Source organism: Arthrobacter sp. MMS24-T111 (genome assembly GCF_054888995.1).
The window spans coordinates 1,070,892-1,085,990 of record NZ_JBTZRO010000001.1 but is presented as its reverse complement, the minus strand read 5'-3'; the positions used below and the strand labels follow the sequence as shown (position 1 = coordinate 1,085,990).

At 67.4% G+C, this 15,099-nt stretch carries 11 protein-coding genes and 3 pseudogenes; 11 read left to right on the top strand and 3 right to left on the bottom strand.

Going from position 1 to position 15,099, the window contains the following annotated elements:
* The first annotated feature begins 12 nt into the window (after positions 1-12).
* Both ACX5I6_RS04945 and ACX5I6_RS04940 read left to right on the top strand, forming a co-directional pair.
* Positions 13-711, top strand: a complete 699-nt coding sequence (locus ACX5I6_RS04945) for a ThuA domain-containing protein (protein ID WP_461839677.1) — start codon at positions 13-15, stop codon at positions 709-711.
* On the top strand, positions 696-1,811 hold the full coding sequence (locus ACX5I6_RS04940) for a Gfo/Idh/MocA family protein (RefSeq protein ID WP_461839676.1): 1,116 nt from the start codon (positions 696-698) through the stop codon (positions 1,809-1,811). The genes ACX5I6_RS04945 and ACX5I6_RS04940 overlap by 16 nt, the downstream gene beginning before the upstream one ends.
* A 24-nt stretch (positions 1,812-1,835) precedes the next feature.
* Here ACX5I6_RS04940 and ACX5I6_RS04935 read toward each other — a convergent pair.
* Positions 1,836-2,986 (bottom strand): annotated as a pseudogene (locus ACX5I6_RS04935) (GGDEF domain-containing protein).
* A gap of 246 nt (positions 2,987-3,232) precedes the next feature.
* On the opposite strand from ACX5I6_RS04935, the gene ACX5I6_RS04930 reads away from it, so the two are divergent.
* The 8 genes and pseudogenes from ACX5I6_RS04930 (at position 3,233) to ACX5I6_RS04895 (ending at position 13,199) form a co-directional block, all read left to right on the top strand.
* Entirely contained in the window at positions 3,233-4,588 is a 1,356-nt protein-coding gene (locus ACX5I6_RS04930) for a hemolysin family protein (protein WP_461839675.1), read from the top strand.
* Positions 4,585-5,625 (top strand): hemolysin family protein, encoded by a 1,041-nt coding sequence (locus ACX5I6_RS04925; RefSeq protein ID WP_461839674.1) that lies wholly within the window; start codon positions 4,585-4,587, stop codon positions 5,623-5,625. Before ACX5I6_RS04930 ends, ACX5I6_RS04925 begins: the two co-directional genes overlap by 4 nt.
* A 287-nt stretch (positions 5,626-5,912) precedes the next feature.
* Positions 5,913-7,073 (top strand): annotated as a pseudogene (rsgA, locus tag ACX5I6_RS04920) (ribosome small subunit-dependent GTPase A); the annotation flags it as partial.
* A gap of 46 nt (positions 7,074-7,119) precedes the next feature.
* Positions 7,120-7,830 carry an alpha/beta fold hydrolase gene (locus tag ACX5I6_RS04915; RefSeq protein WP_461839673.1) on the top strand — a complete coding sequence of 237 codons (711 nt, stop codon included), beginning with the start codon at positions 7,120-7,122 and terminating at the stop codon, positions 7,828-7,830.
* Between the two features lie 49 nt (positions 7,831-7,879).
* Positions 7,880-8,977: an agmatine deiminase family protein gene (locus ACX5I6_RS04910; protein WP_461839672.1), complete on the top strand. Its 1,098-nt coding sequence runs from the start codon at positions 7,880-7,882 to the stop codon at positions 8,975-8,977.
* A complete protein-coding gene (locus tag ACX5I6_RS04905) occupies positions 8,974-10,746 on the top strand; it encodes an amidase (protein ID WP_461839671.1) in 1,773 nt (590 codons plus the stop codon). The genes ACX5I6_RS04910 and ACX5I6_RS04905 overlap by 4 nt, the downstream gene beginning before the upstream one ends.
* 855 nt (positions 10,747-11,601) lie before the next feature.
* Positions 11,602-12,851: pseudogene (locus tag ACX5I6_RS04900) on the top strand (D-arabinono-1,4-lactone oxidase).
* A 9-nt stretch (positions 12,852-12,860) separates the two neighbouring features.
* The gene (locus ACX5I6_RS04895; protein ID WP_461839670.1) at positions 12,861-13,199 is read left to right on the top strand and encodes a hypothetical protein; all 339 of its coding nucleotides are present in this window, start codon (positions 12,861-12,863) and stop codon (positions 13,197-13,199) included.
* Positions 13,200-13,245: 46 nt separating this feature from the next.
* Here ACX5I6_RS04895 and ACX5I6_RS04890 read toward each other — a convergent pair whose 3' ends face one another.
* Complete coding sequence (locus ACX5I6_RS04890) at positions 13,246-13,779, bottom strand: MarR family winged helix-turn-helix transcriptional regulator (RefSeq protein ID WP_461839669.1); 534 nt, start codon at positions 13,777-13,779, stop codon at positions 13,246-13,248.
* 128 nt (positions 13,780-13,907) lie between these two features.
* Positions 13,908-14,729 (bottom strand): LysR substrate-binding domain-containing protein, encoded by an 822-nt coding sequence (locus tag ACX5I6_RS04885; RefSeq protein ID WP_461839668.1) that lies wholly within the window; start codon positions 14,727-14,729, stop codon positions 13,908-13,910.
* On the opposite strand from ACX5I6_RS04885, the gene ACX5I6_RS04880 reads away from it, so the two are divergent.
* Complete coding sequence (locus ACX5I6_RS04880) at positions 14,692-15,096, top strand: DUF5997 family protein (RefSeq protein WP_026265045.1); 405 nt, start codon at positions 14,692-14,694, stop codon at positions 15,094-15,096. The two genes, ACX5I6_RS04885 and ACX5I6_RS04880, sit on opposite strands and share 38 nt — an antisense overlap.
* Positions 15,097-15,099: the final 3 nt, after the last annotated feature.

The window sequence follows — 15,099 nt, the reverse complement described above, 5'->3', positions numbered from 1 at the left end:
AAAGGAAATCCAATGACAGAACGCAAGCATGCACTGGTGGTCCGGGGCGGCTGGGACGGCCACCAGCCCTACGAGGCCACCGAGCTCTTCATTCCCTATCTCAAAGACAACGGCTATGACGTCCGGGTGGAGGAATCCCCCAAGGTCTACGCCGACGCCGCGTACATGGCCGGGGTGGACCTGATCATGCAGTGCATGACCATGTCCACCATCGAAAAGGACGAGTTCGCCGGACTGCGGGCCGCCGTGGAGAACGGCACCGGCCTGGCCGGCTGGCACGGGGGAATCGCCGATTCCTACCGGAACACCGCCGACTACCTGCACCTGATCGGCGGCCAGTTCGCCTGCCACCCCGGCAAACACCCGGATGAGTGCATCGGCGAGCAGTCGGACAACTATGTGCCCTACACCGTCAATATGCTGCCCGCGGCGGCCGAACACCCCATCACCCGGGGCATCCAGGACTTCGACCTGGAGACCGAGCAGTACTGGGTCCTCTCGGACGACTACATCGACGTCCTCGCCACCACCACCCAAAAAGTCCGCGAGTGGGACCCCTGGCACCGCGAAGTCACCTCCCCCGCCATCTGGACCCGCCAGTGGGGCAAGGGCCGGATCTTCGTCTGCACGCCCGGGCACCGGGTGGAAATCCTGCAGGACCGGAACATACGCACCATCATCGAAAGGGGCCTGCTGTGGGCAAGCCGTTGAACGTAGGGATCATTGGCTGCGGAGCCATCATCGCCCAGTACCTCACCACTTTCCGCCGGTTGGACGGCATCCGGCTGGTCGCCGTCGCGGACTTGGATCCCGCGCGTGCCCAGGCCGTGGCGGATGACTACGACGGAGTCCGCGCCGTCTCCGTGGACGAACTGCTCGCCGCTGACGACATCGACCTGGTCCTGAACCTGACCATCCCCGCCGCGCATGCTGACGTTGCGCTAAAGGCGATCGCCGCCGGCAAGAGCGTCTACGGCGAAAAGCCGCTGGCAGCCACAACCGAGGAAGCACGCCAGGTGCTGGATGCGGCACGCGAGGCCGGTGTCGCCGTCGGCTGCGCCCCTGACACCGTGCTGGGCACCGGGATCCAAACCGCCCGCAAAGCGATCGACGACGGCCTGATCGGCGCACCCATCTCGGCCACCGCCACCATGGCAACTCCGGGGCACGAACGCTGGCACCCAAACCCGGACTTCTACTACCAGCCCGGCGGCGGGCCCCTCCTGGACATGGGGCCCTACTACGTCACGGCCTTGGTGACGCTGCTGGGACCGGTGGTGTCCGTGGTGGGTGCCGCCAGCCATACCCGGAACCAACGAACCATCGGGTCCGGACCGCGGCAGGGCGAGCAGGTAGCCGTTAACATCGACTCCCACGTCACGGGCGTCCTGGTCCACGCCTCGGGTGCACTTTCCACCCTGTTCATGAGCTTCGACGCCGTGAAGTCCAAGTCCCCGAACATCGAAATCCACGGCGAACGCGGATCCCTGGTGGTGCCGGACCCCAACCACTTCGACGGCGACGTCCAGCTGTTCTCCCTGGGCGCCGAGGACTGGGAAACACTTCCCGCCTCCGCAGGCTACATCGACTCCGGACGCGGGTTCGGCATCGCTGACCTGGCTTCCACCCCGCAGGGCAAGGAACCGCGCGCGGGAGGTGCCCTGGCCTACCACGTCCTGGAAGTCATGGAATCCATCCTCGATTCGGCCCGCAAGGGCACCTCCGTGGCCATCCAGAGCACCGTGGACCGGCCCGAAGCCGTGGCCCTGACGCTCCTTGCCGGCCAGGCGGACGCCCTCCAGCCGCACTGACCGGCAGTCCGGAGCCGCGCCGCCCTACAGCATCTCGTCGCTGCGGGCGGCGCGGTTCCTGCCCAGCGATTTGGCCCGGTAGAGGGCCGCATCGGCCGAAGCGATAAGGCGGTCCACGCTGGAGGTGCCGGCGTCGTAGACGGAAATCCCGTAACTGGCCGTGGGCAGCTCCAATCCGCCCGGCGCGGCAGCGTCGGCCAGCCGCCTGCTGATCTCCTCCGCGATTGCCTCCCCCGCTCGGCGCTGGCCCCGGGAACCAGGATGACGAACTCCTCCCCGCCGTACCTCCCGGTCAAGTCCGTGGAACGCACGGTGGCTACGCAGGCGTCAGCGAAGGCCTTCAGGGCAAAGTCCCCGGCAGCGTGCCCGTAGGTGTCGTTGACCGTCTTGAAATGGTCCAGGTCGGCAAGGATCAACGCCCCGGATCCGCGGGTGATGGCGCGGTCTGCGAGCTGCTCGGCAGCAAGGTCCAGGAACGCCTTGCGGTTCAGGAGCCCGGTGAGGTCATCGCGGGTGGCCACCACGCGGAGGGCACGCGTCTGCTGTTCGCTGCTCAGTGCTGCCATGCTGAAGGAGACCACCACCAGCAGCACCATGGTCACCAGGGTGGTCACGGCGGACCCGAAGACCGTGACGAACACTGGACCGTCCTGGCCGTCCAGGAGGAAGGCCACCCACCGGAACAGGTAGAAAACGGACAGCCCTCCAGCAGCCACGGCCATGGGAATGCGGACCCTCGAGTAGCCGGGTTCCAGGCGCCAGAGCTCATGGGATGCCAGCCCGATGGTGGCGCTCATGGCGGCGAGGAACACGGCGCCACCGGACCATGTGTTGGTGGCCGGGTGGTCCAGCACGGAGGCAACCAGCGTGACCAGCGGGATGCCCGTGAAGGCCCACTTCGGCGGCGGCGCCGTCCGCAGGGAACGTGCCCCGGCCCAGACCGCCACCGCACCGTACACCAGCACCGCGTTACCCAGCGGATTGGCCCAAACCTGGTGGGGGGTGCCGTTCAGCAGGAAGCAGCCCGACCCCGCCAGGAAGAACACCAGGGCAACGCACCACCAGCCGCTGTACGGCGAGCGCGTCACCCGGTAAGCGGAAAAGTAGAAGAGGACCACCAGCGCCAGGGCCATCAGGCCAAACGCGATGCGCAGGGTTGCGGTGTCCAGAACCATATGCAGGAAGTCCCCCCAAAAGCCCGAATGCTGCCGCAGCAAGTATCACACCCCGTTGCGCCTGGCAGAAGAACCCGCACCATGATTAAGCGCGGAACCCCGCACTGGACGGCAGCTGGGGGCCCGCTGGGAACTTCGCCGGGGGAAGCGGAGTTGAACCGAATATGGACGACCCTCCTTCACATATGCCCTGGCCCCTCTGCCGCCTGACCGGATCACCGGCCACCACAGGAGAGGGGCGCCCCAATGTATGAATGGATCATGCTGGGCATCGGCCTGGTCCTGACCGTCGGCACCGGCTTCTTCGTCGCCTCCGAGTTCGCCCTGGTGAACCTTGACCGGCATGACCTCGAGTCCCGCCAGGCCCGCGGCGAGAAGCGCCTGGGCCCCACCATCAAAGCGCTGCGGATCACCTCAACCCACCTTTCCGGTGCGCAGCTGGGTATCACGCTGACCACCCTCCTCACCGGCTACACCTTTGAACCGGCCATCAGCCGGTTGCTCAGCGCGCCGCTCACCTCGCTGGGTGTTCCCGATGCGGTGGTTCCCGCCGTCGGCTCCGTTGCCGGGATCTTCCTGGCTACGGTCTTTTCGATGGTGGTGGGCGAGCTCGTCCCGAAGAACTTCGCCCTGGCACTGCCGCTGGCTACCGCCAAGGTGGTGGTCCCGTTCCAGGCCCTTTTCACGGCTGTGTTCAAGCCGGTGATCCTGCTCTTCAACAACACAGCCAACCGGATCATCCGGGGGTTTGGGATCGAACCGAAGGAGGAGCTCTCCGGTGCGCGCAGCGCGGAGGAGCTGAGCTCCCTGGTGCGCCGCTCCGCGGTCGAAGGGGTCCTGGACCTTGACCACGCCACCCTGTTGCGCCGCACCCTGCGTTTTTCGGAGTACAGCGCAGCGGACGTGATGACTCCGCGCGTGCGCATGGCGGCTGTCGCGTCCGGTGACACCGCCGAGGACATTGTGGCCCTTGCCACGGCGACCGGTTACTCCCGCTTTCCCGTGATCGGCCGCGACCGGGACGAGGTGCTGGGCCTCCTGCACGTCAAGCAGGCGTTCGCGCTGCCCCTGGACCAGCGCGCCGGGACCACCGCGGCGGGGCTGATGGTTGAACCGCTCAGGGTCCCGGAGTCGATGGGCGTGGACACCCTCCTGGGCCTCCTCCGCCGGCAGGGGCTCCAGGTGGCCATCGTCTCCGACGAGTACGGCGGTACCGCCGGAATCGTCACTCTCGAGGACCTGGTGGAGGAGATCGTGGGTGAACTCGAGGATGAACACGACCGCGCGCGGGCGGGTGTGGTCCGGGTTGGCCGGTCCGTCACGTTCGACGCCGCGCTGCGCCCCGATGAGTTGCTGGACCGCACCGGCATCGAGGTTCCGGACGGGGAGGAGTACGACACTGTTGGCGGGTTCGTCACGGACCAGCTGGACCGGCTGCCGGAGCTGGGCGACGAAGTGGCGGTCGACGGCGGCACCCTCCGTGTGGAGCGCGTGGCGGGGATGCATGTGGAGCGGCTCCGCTTCACTCCCGCCGGGGCCGCCGAACCGCCGCGGAGCCCGCATGACCGGATGATCGACAACCTGACCCAGGCTGGCCCATGAGTGACTACCTTCCCGGCATCATCTGGCTGGCCGTGCTCCTGCTGGTGAACGGCTTCTTCGTCGGTGCCGAGTTTGCCGTGATTTCCGCACGCCGGTCACAGATTGAGCCCAAGGCGGAGGCGGGGAGCAAGGCGGCCAAAACCACCCTCTGGGCCATGGAGCACGCCACCCTCATGCTGGCCACCAGCCAGTTGGGCATCACTGTCTGCTCGCTGGTCATCCTGAACGTCTCCGAGCCCGCCATCCACCACCTCCTGGAAATCCCGCTGGGCCTGACATCCCTGTCCTATGAGGCGATCAGTATCATCGCGTTCGTTGTGGCGCTGCTGCTGGTGACGTTCCTGCATGTGGTGGTGGGGGAAATGGTGCCCAAGAACATCTCCTTCTCGGTTCCCACGCGGGCGGCCCTGTTGCTCGCTCCCCCGTTGGTCCTGGTGGCCCGGGTGTTCAAACCGGTGATCTGGTCGCTGAACGGGATTGCCAATGCCGTCCTCCGGCTCTTCCGGGTGGAGCCCAAGGACGAGGCCACCAGCGCTTACACGCTGGACGAGGTCGCCACCATCGTGGAGCAGTCCACCAGGGACGGGATGCTGGCTGACACCAGCGGCACCCTGAGCAACGCGTTCGAATTCACGGCCAAGACCGTGGCGGATGTCCAGGTCCCCCTGGCGGAGATGGTGCTGCTGCCGGAGTCGGCCACGCCTGCTGATATCCAGCTGGCCGTGGCCAGGCACGGCTACTCCCGGTACATCCTGACCAACGCGGCCGGGGAACCTGGCGGCTACCTCCACCTGAAGGACGTCATGGACCTGACCACGGCCGCGAAGTTCCACCAGCCGGTGCCGGCCAAGCGGATCCGGCGCCTTGCCTCGGCCTTTGCCGGCGCCGACCTTGAGGATGCGCTGGCCGCCATGCGCCGGACGGGGGCCCACGTGGCCCGGGTGTTCGACGCCGGCGGCAGGACCACCGGGATGCTCTTCCTCGAAGACATCATCGAGGAGCTGGTGGGCGAGGTCCAGGACGCCACCAGCGCCTAGCGGCCGGAGGGGGGTGGATTCATGGGAGTCCGCCCCCCTTGTGGTCCAGGCTCTGGTGCCCGACGCCGGCGGCCACTAAAGTGGGTCCCGGCCCCATCCTGCCGTTCCCGGCAGGGTGACGGGACCCGCACGAGGGAGAGGAGGTGGCTTTGATGACTGCGACTGCCGCGCGCCGTGAGCGCCCCGCATCAACACCATCAACCATCCTTTCCCGTTGCACGCGCCGTTCCTGAGATTCCTGTCCGGTACCTCGCGCCTGCTCTGGGACCCTTTCCAAGGAAACCAACGTGCATATTCCTTCAGGCAACGCCCTGGACAACCCTGGCATCAACACCCCTTCAACAGCCGAGGGCCCCTTCGCTTACGGCTACACGCCCGCCGTCGCCCGCCATTTCGCCGCGCACCCCAACCCCGAGGCCACCGGCACCGGCCGGGTGGTGCGCGTGGACCGAACGCTGCTGCTGGTGGCCGTCGCTGACGGGCTGCTCCACCTGCCCTACCCGCTCACCGGCGACCAGCCCGTTACCGGTGACTGGGTCTGGATCGGCCCCAACCGCGCCGGCGGGCGGCAGATCCTGGCCATCCTGCCCCGCCGGTCCGAGCTCAGCCGCAAACGTGCCTTCGAGGACTCCTCCGCCGAGCAGGTCCTGGCCGCCAACATGGACACCGTCGGCGTGGTGGTGCCCGTGGACCGGCCGCTCACCCACAACCGGCTGGAACGGACACTGGTGGCGGTATGGGACTCGGGCGCCACTCCCCTGGTGATCATCACCAAGGCTGACCTTGCGCAGGTGGCGGACGACGTCGTCGGGAAGGTGGTCCTTCAGGCGGCGGGCGTGGACGTGGTGACCACCTCAGCCGAAAACGGCGACGGCATCGACGAACTGATGGGCCGTATTCCTGCCGGAGGCACCATTGTGCTCCTGGGGCCGTCCGGAGCCGGCAAGTCCACCTTGATCAACGCCCTGGCGGGGCAGGAAGTCCAAGAGACCGGTGCGGTGAGGTCCGGTGATTTCAAGGGCAAGCACACCACCACCGCGCGCGAACTGGTGCCGCTGTCCAACGGCACGGTGCTGATGGACACACCCGGCGTGCGGGGTTTCGGGCTGTTCGACGCCGGCGAAGGCCTGGGCGGGATGTTCGGCGACGTGGAGGAACTGGCCGCGGGCTGCCGGTTTGCGGACTGCGCGCACGGAACTGAGCCCGGCTGCGCAGTCCGGGAAGCCATAGACGGGGGCTTCCTGGAGGAGCGGCGCTGGAATTCGTACCTGAAGATGCAGCGTGAACTCGCAGCCCTGGCCCGCCGCTCCGACGCTGCTGCCCAGCGCGCTTACCACCGGGAGTGGCAGCAGAAGGTGGTCTCCGCGGGAAAGTCGCAGCGCTCCGCTGAGCGCGAGGCCTTAGAACGCGGCAGCCGGAACGCCGGGAAAGGCCGGAACCGGAAGCGGTCGCGGCCCCTTGATCCGGCGCAGGGGGTGGGGGTAGGGTGCGGTCATGGACATCATCCTGGTACCCGGATTCTGGTTGGACGCTTCATCCTGGGCGGAGGTGACACCTGCCCTGGAGGCAGCGGGCCACCGCCCCCACCCCCTGACCCTGCCCGGACTGGAATCGGTGGACTCCAGTCGGGCCGGAATAGGGCTGCAGGACCACATAGACGCCGTGGTACAGGCCGTCGATGCCATCGGCGGCAAGGTGGTCCTGGTGGGGCATTCGGGAGGTGGCGCCATCATCCACGGGGCCGTTGACGCACGGCCGGACAAGGTGGAGCGCGCCATCTACGTGGACAGCGGCCCACTGGGCGAAGGGGGTGTGATCAATGACGAACTGCCCGCCGAGGGTGACGACATTCCCCTTCCGCCCTGGGAAAGCTTCGACGACGCCGACCTGGTGGACCTGGACGACGGGCTCCGCCAGGCTTTCCGCACACGCGCCATTCCCGAACCGCGGGGCGTGGCGTATGGCAGGCAGCACCTGCATGACGAGCGCCGCTACGCCGTGCCCGCCACTGTGATTGCGTGCGAGTTTCCCGCGGCCCTGCTCAAGGAGTGGATCGCGGCCGGCAGTCCATTCGTCGCCGAGCTGGCGCGGGTCCACGACGTCGACTATGTCGACCTGCCCACCGGCCACTGGCCGCAATTCACCAAGCCGGCGGAACTGGCACGGGCCATCCTGGCAGCAGTTGACCGGTCAGGTATGGACTGAATCGGCGTAACCCTTGCGCACGACGCATCCGCCTCCCCATAATAAATGAATGTCATTCATTTATTCGACCGCCGTTGGGGCCGCCGCCGCCCCCAACCACGTTTCCCCCTCCGACGCCGGGATGCCCGCCGAATGGGAGGCCCACCAGCGCACGTGGATGGCATTTCCGCCACCCAACGAAACCTTCGGTCCAACAGGCAGCCCAACCCTTGACCGCGCCCGCGCCGCGTGGACCCGGGTGGCACAGGCCATCGCCAGGTACGAGCCGGTCACCGTGGTGGCCGATCCCCGGGACGCCACCGCCGCAAGGGAATGGCTTGGCACGGGCATCGACGTCGTGGAGGTCCCCCTCGACGACGCCTGGCTTCGGGACAGCGGGCCTACCTTTGTCCACCAACCGGACGGATCAGTGGCCGCCGTGGACTGGATCTTCAACGGTTGGGGCGCCCAGGAATGGGCGGCCTGGGGCAAGGACGAAGCCGTGGCAAAGGCCGTCGCCGCCACAACCGGTGCCCCCGTCCGGGCAAGTTCGCTGGTCAACGAGGGCGGCGGATTCCACGTGGACGGCGAAGGGACAGTGCTGCTGACCGAGACCGTCCAGCTTGATCGCGGCCGCAACCCCGGCGCCACCAAGGAATCCGTGGAAGCGGAGGTTTCCGCGGCCCTCGGGACCAGCAAAGCCATCTGGCTGCCGCGCGGACTCACGCGCGATTACGACGAATTCGGCACCCGCGGCCATGTGGACATCGTGGCAACCTTCGCTGGACCCGGCACCATCCTGCTTCACCGCCAAGACGACCCCGCACACCCGGATCACGCCGTCTACCTTCAACTGAAGGCGGTCCTTTCCGGCCAAATGGACGCCCAGGGCCGGCCGCTGCGCATCATCGACGTTCCCGCACCCACCACCCTCAAGGACGACGAAGGCTGGGTGGACTGGTCCTACATCAACCACTACGTGGCCAACGACGTGGTGGTGCTGTGCAGCTTCGATGATCCCAACGACGCCATCGCCGCGGGCATCCTCCAGCGCGCGTACCCGGGCCGGACGGTGGAACTGGTGGACGCCCGCGACATCTTCGCCTTCGGCGGCGGCATCCACTGCATCACCCAGCAGCAGCCTGCCCCGAGGGAGGAGGCCGCGTGAAACTGGTCGAGGAGCAAAAGTCCGCGCCCGCAGCCCGCCCATTCAACGTTGTCGAGGCCGGCATCAGCCGGCTGCGTGCGGCGCTCGAGTCCGGCGAGGTCACCAGCGAGGAGCTGGTGGAGCTGTACCTGGAGCGGATCAGAAAGTATGACTCATCAGGCATATGCCTAAATGCCATGGTGGTCATGAATCCGGAGGCGGTGGCCGAGGCTCAGGCGTCCGACCGGCGCCGGGCGGCCGGCTTCACGCTGGGCCCGCTGGACGGCATCCCCTACACGGCCAAGGACAGCTACCAGGTCCGCGGCCTCACCGTGGCCGCCGGCTCCCCGGCGTTCAAGGACCTGGTGGCGCAGCGCGACGCCTTCACCATTGAACGGCTCCGGGCAGGCGGCGCAGTCCTGATCGGGCTTACCAACATGCCTCCCATGGCCAACGGCGGGATGCAGCGCGGGGTCTACGGCCGGGCAGAAAGCCCCTACAACGCGGGCTACGTCACGGCCGCATTCGCGTCAGGTTCGTCCAACGGCTCCGGGACCGCCACCGCCGCCAGTTTCGCGGCGTTCGGCCTCGCGGAAGAGACCTGGTCCTCCGGTCGCGCCCCGGCGTCCAACAACGCCCTCTGCGCCTATACCCCCTCGCGCGGGGTCATCTCCGTCCGCGGAAACTGGCCCTTGGTGCCCACCATGGACGTGGTGGTTCCGCACGCCCGGACCATGGCCGACCTGCTCGAAGTCCTGGACGTCGTGGTGGCGGACGACGCCGAGGCACGCGGGGATTTCTGGCGCGTCCAGCCGTGGGTGCCGGTACCCAAGGCATCAAGTGTCCGCCCGCCGTCGTACGTTGACCTGGCCGTGCCTGACGCTTCCGCAGCGAGCGGCGTCCTCGCGGGCAAGCGGCTGGGTATCCCCCGGATGTACATCAACGCCGATCCCGACGCCGGGACGTCGGACCATCCGGGCATCGGTGGTCCCACGGGGCAGCGGATCAATACCCGGGACTCGGTGCTGGACCTCTGGAACGCAGCCCGGCAGGACCTCGAGGCCGCAGGTGCGGAGGTCATCGAGGTGGACTTCCCCGTGGTGTCCAACTACGAAGGGGACCGGCCGGGCGCACCCACCATCGCCACGCGGGGATTCGTGTCCCCGGAGTATCTGCGGCGGGAGATCGTGGACCTGTCGGCCTGGGCGTGGAATGACTTCCTTGATGCCAACGGTGATCCGCGGCTGAACCGCCTGTCTGACGTGGACGGCTCCGCCATCTTCCCAGCCCCCGAAGGTTCGCTGCCGGACCGCTACGACGGGTTCGATGACGACATCAGCGACTATCCCGCCTGGATCCGGCAACACGGCGTACCGGCGCTGGCCGATATACAGCACCTGCCCCAAGGATTGGCGGGGCTGGAGGAAACCCGCCGTGTCGACCTGGAGGAATGGATGGACCGGCTGGGACTGGATGCCGTGGTGTTCCCGGCAGCTGCCGACGTTGCACCCGCCGATGCCGACAGCAACGAGGCTTCCGCAGACATCGCGTGGCGCAACGGCGTGTGGGTGGCCAACGGAAACCTGGTCCCCCGGCACCTGGGCATCCCCACGGTCACGGTCCCCATGGGAATCGCGGCCGACCTTGCCATGCCCGTAGGCCTGACCATCGCCGGAAAAGCCTACAGCGACACGGACCTGCTCCGGCTGGCTGCAGCCTTCGAAGCCACCGGCAGCCGCCGCGTTCCGCCGCCGCGCACCACGCAGGCAGGAGATACAGGGGCCTCCTGACAGAGCAAGCCCGGAATGGCTATTCTGGTCGCAGTGACTTCCATGCATTCCCTGTGACCTCCCGCCGGCAGTTCTTGTCCTTCCGTACAGGAACGGTGATTCCGTGCGCCCCGGAGGGGAACCCAAACCCGGGTTCCCCTCCTTTCCGCACCCTTATCGGAACCACCCCACGGAGCCCCCATGGAACCCACTACCCCAAGCCTCACACCTGACTGCACCCAGTGCTTTGCACTGTGTTGCACCGCCTTCGGATTCACCCGCTCCGCGGACTTTGCCATCGACAAGCCGCAGGCCACCCCGTGCCCCAACCTGGCAGGCGACTTCTCCTGCACCATCCACCGCAGCCTGCGCGCCCGCGGGTTCGCCGGCTGCACTGCCTTTGACTGCTTTGGCGCGGGCCAGGCAGTCAGCCAGCGGCTTTTCGAGGGGACCAGCTGGCGGGGCGATCCCCGGTCGGCCAAGGACATGTTTGCCGCCTTCAAGGTCCTGCGGCAGCTCCACGAAATGCTCTGGCAACTGGACCGGGCGGAGTCGCTTGCTTACAGCCCGGAAACGGCACGGGAGGTGGACCAGGTACACAGCCTCGTACAGGGAATCGCCGGTGGAAGCCTCGAAACGGTCCTTGCAGCCGACGTCGGGTCCCTCCATGAGAGTGTTGGCGCGGTTCTGCGGGAGGTCAGCGAGGAGGTCCGCGCAGGTTGCCGCGGCGCGGGGCAGCGCGGCCACGAGCCTCCCGGCGGGTATCGGACGGCCCGGACACTGGCGGGCCGCCGCCCGCACAGCGGAAGTGCCTTGACAGCCCACTTTGTTAGCGCTGACAGTGGAATGACCCCAACACCAAGCGAAAGCCACTCAATGAAGAACTGGGCAGGAAACCTCCAATACTCCTCCGCTGATGTCCGGCGGCCGGAATCGGTCAGCGAACTGGCTGCCATCGTCGCCGGATCGACGCGGGTGAAGGCCTTGGGGTCACGGCACTCATTCAACAGCGTCGGAGACACGGACGGTGTGCACGTCCTCCTCGATGCACTCCCCCAGCAGGTGGAGGTGGGTGCGGACCGTTCAACGGTCCGGGTCAGCGGCGGGGTGAGCTACGGTGCCCTGTGCCGGAAGCTCGAAGAGGCCGGCCTTGCCATCCACAACATGGCATCACTGCCGCACATCTCGGTAGCCGGCGCGGTGCAGACCGGCACCCACGGTTCCGGCGTCAACAACCCCGCACTGGCCGGCGCCGTGGAATCGATCGACATGGTTCGGGCCTCGGGCGAGCAGGTCACGCTGTCCCGGAAGGACGGGGACGACTTCCTGGCCAGCGTGGTGGGCATGGGTGCCCTCGGCATCGTCACCGGGCTGGAACTGGCGGTACGGCCAAGCTTCAGCATGCGCCAGCGCGTCCTGGAAGACCTTCCGTGGGATGCCGCGCTGGAGGACTTCACCGCCATCGTGTCCAGCGCCTACAGCGTCAGCCTCTTTACGGACTATGCCGGTGACACCGTCAACCAGGTCTGGCTCAAAGCCCTTGCCGGGGAAGAGCCGCTGGCCAACCTGTACGGCGCCACACCGGCCCAGCGCCCGCGCCATCCACTGCCGGACATGTCTGCCGAGAACTGCACCCTCCAGCTGGACCAGCCCGGGCCCTGGCTGGACCGTCTCCCGCATTTCCGCCATGAATTCACGCCGAGCAACGGGGACGCCTGCAAAGCGAGTTCATCCTGCCCATCGGGCAGGCCCCCGCGGCCCTCCAGGCGGTCCGGGCCCTCGCGGACGAGCTCGCACCCCTGCTCTTTGTCTCGGAGATCCGCACCGGCGCCGCCGATGAGTTTTGGCTCAGCCCGTTCTTCCGGCAGCCGAGCGTGGCCTTGCACTTTACCTGGAAGCCGATGCAACCCGAGGTGGAGGCTTTCCTTCCGGTCCTTGAAGAAGCCCTGCGGCCCTTCGGGGCGAGGCCGCACTGGGGAAAGCTGTTTTCCGCGGACGCTTACGACTGGGAGAAGCTCTATCCGCGCTTCGCAGACTTCCGGGCCTTCGCCGCCGGGCACGATCCGGAGGGCAAATTCCGGAATGGGCTGCTGGACGGCATCCTGGGGGTTCCCGCCCGCCGGTAGGCTGGAACCATGATCCGCCGCCACGCAGCCCTCACCGCCGTCCTGTCCGCAGCTTTATTGTTGACCGGATGCGGCGCGGCAGGGGACGCGGCCGGCAACGCGGCCAGCGCCGCCGCTTCCCAGGCCGCCTCCGCCGTTGCCCAGGAGGTCACCAAGCAGATCTGCGCCAGGGTCCAGGACGGACTTGTCAGCGTGGACGATAAGAAGGCGCTGGCAGGGTTGGTGTCCGCGGCCCGGGAGGCCGGGGTCCCGGCGGAAATCACGACGCCGCTCGGCGACGTGGCTGCATCCGGGGACCAAGTGCCGGCGGACTCGGTCAAAGCCCTCAACGACGCCTGCCCGGCCTGACCGGCACGAGGGTTCCGCGGACGTTCGGCACGCTCCCCGCGTGTGATCAGTTCTGCCGGGGCTGGTCCCAGCTGCGCATGCCGCCGGCACGGCTGGCCTGGCCGCGGTGCCCCGTACGGTGTTCGGGCGGCGCGAAGGGAACTACTCCGGAGTCATGGCCCGGCGGGACCGCGTGGACGAACTTCGTCAGCTCCTCGCGGAGGGCTTTCCACGAAATATCGGAGTCGCGCGGGTAGGCGTTGACCTCCGCTTCCCGTGCGGCTTCGACCGCGGCACTGCCCGCATCCGTCAGTTCCACCTTTAGTTGCCGGCGGTCCGTGACCTGGCGGGTCCGGGTAATCAGGCCGGCGGCTTCGAGCCGCAGGAGGACCCGGCCCAGCGTCTGGCTCTGGACCCGGATTTCCTCGGCAAGTTGTTCCTGGTTCAGCGGACCCTCCGTCAACCCTTCCAGGGCAATGACGGCGGCACGGGTGAGGCCAAGGTGGGCCAAGGCATCGTCCTGGCGCCGCTGGATCAGGCGCGCCGCCAACGCGATCAGGCGGTAACTGCTCCGGGCATCAGGATCGAGGTTGCTGGTCATCGGGCCGCGGCCTTCCTGCAGGTGGCAAGGTGCTGGTCACCCCGCGTCGCTACCCTCCTACAATAAGCATGCTTAGCAACATATTCGCAAGTAGACTTATTATTTGGCCGCGACGGACCCGTGAATGATTATCTTTTGCCCTTTTTCCGCGATCCCCTGCCACGGCCCTTGTCCGGGTTGGGAGCATAGCGCTGGGCCACTTTCGGGGCTTTTTTGGTGCCGGTTCCCCGCCGGTCCGGTTTGGGATCCTTCTTTTCCTTGACCGGCTGGGCAGAGGGCTGCCGCGAACTGTGGGCAGTGCGCCCGCGGACGATGCCGATGAACTCTTCAAGGACCTCGTCCGTGGCGTCAACAGGCCAGGCCAGCCCGATTTCCGTCCCGTCCAACCCGGTCAGCCGCCGCGCCACCGTGTCTTTGACGTTGAGGTGGCGCGCCACCGGCATGGGGAGGATCACCAGCCCGGCGCCGGTGGCAACCACCTGGAGCGCCGCCTCCGGTCCACCCAATGAAGCCACATCCAGGATCGATTCCTCTTCCAGGTCGGCAAGCGCCACTTCCTCGAACACGGAGATCTCGTGGCCTTTGGGGGCCACCACCACGGGCTGCTCCTCATACAGCGGGATGACATTGAGGCCGTTCCGGTCCACCGGAAGCCGGACAAAGGCCATGTCCGCCCTGCCGTCGCGAAGCACCTCCAGCTGGTCGCCGTCGTCAACCATGGATGCGCGCAGCGGAATATCCTGCATCCGCTCCTCCCACCGGCGGATCCACTTACCGGGCGTCACTCCTGCCACGTAGGAGATGCGAAGCATCCGCGGCTCTGCGCCGGCAACGGCATCCGGGGCGTCAGGGGCAGGGGTATTGTCGGCGGGCACGTCTTCACAGTACCCGCCGCCCGGATACCCTTGAAGCATGACCTCTGCAAACTCCCAGTCCATGAAGCCGGCCACCGTTGCCAAGAAACTTGGCATCTACCTGCCTGCTGCGCCGCAGGAGTTCCAGGATTCAACCATCACCCGCGAGGAATTCGCCGAGCTCCAGGCCAACCCGCCGGAGTGGCTCGCCGAGCTCCGCCGCAACGGCCCGCACCCCCGCCCGGTGGTGGCACAGAAGCTGAACGTGTCCATCAGCGGCCTTGCCCGCGGCGGCGTGGAGGAAGCGCTTACGACGGCGGAAATCACCGCCCTGCTGCAGGCACCGCCACAATGGCTGGTCACCGAGCGTTCCACGCACGCTGCCGTCCGCGCCGAGGCCCAGCGGGTCAAGGAAGAGGCGGCGAAAAAGCAGGCCAAGAAGGACCGCGCGAAGGCGGAGTAGCCC

Excerpts from the sequence above, each read along its gene's own strand:
- ACX5I6_RS04945 (WP_461839677.1), top strand. The coding sequence starts at position 13 with ATGACAGAACGCAAGCATGCACTGGTGGTCCGGGGCGGCTGGGACGGC.
- ACX5I6_RS04930 (WP_461839675.1), top strand. The coding sequence starts at position 3,233 with ATGTATGAATGGATCATGCTGGGCATCGGCCTGGTCCTGACCGTCGGC.
- ACX5I6_RS04925 (WP_461839674.1), top strand. The coding sequence starts at position 4,585 with ATGAGTGACTACCTTCCCGGCATCATCTGGCTGGCCGTGCTCCTGCTG.
- ACX5I6_RS04915 (WP_461839673.1), top strand. The coding sequence starts at position 7,120 with ATGGACATCATCCTGGTACCCGGATTCTGGTTGGACGCTTCATCCTGG.
- ACX5I6_RS04910 (WP_461839672.1), top strand. The coding sequence starts at position 7,880 with ATGTCATTCATTTATTCGACCGCCGTTGGGGCCGCCGCCGCCCCCAAC.
- ACX5I6_RS04895 (WP_461839670.1), top strand. The coding sequence starts at position 12,861 with ATGATCCGCCGCCACGCAGCCCTCACCGCCGTCCTGTCCGCAGCTTTA.
- ACX5I6_RS04890 (WP_461839669.1), bottom strand. The coding sequence starts at position 13,779 with ATGACCAGCAACCTCGATCCTGATGCCCGGAGCAGTTACCGCCTGATC.
- ACX5I6_RS04880 (WP_026265045.1), top strand. The coding sequence starts at position 14,692 with ATGACCTCTGCAAACTCCCAGTCCATGAAGCCGGCCACCGTTGCCAAG.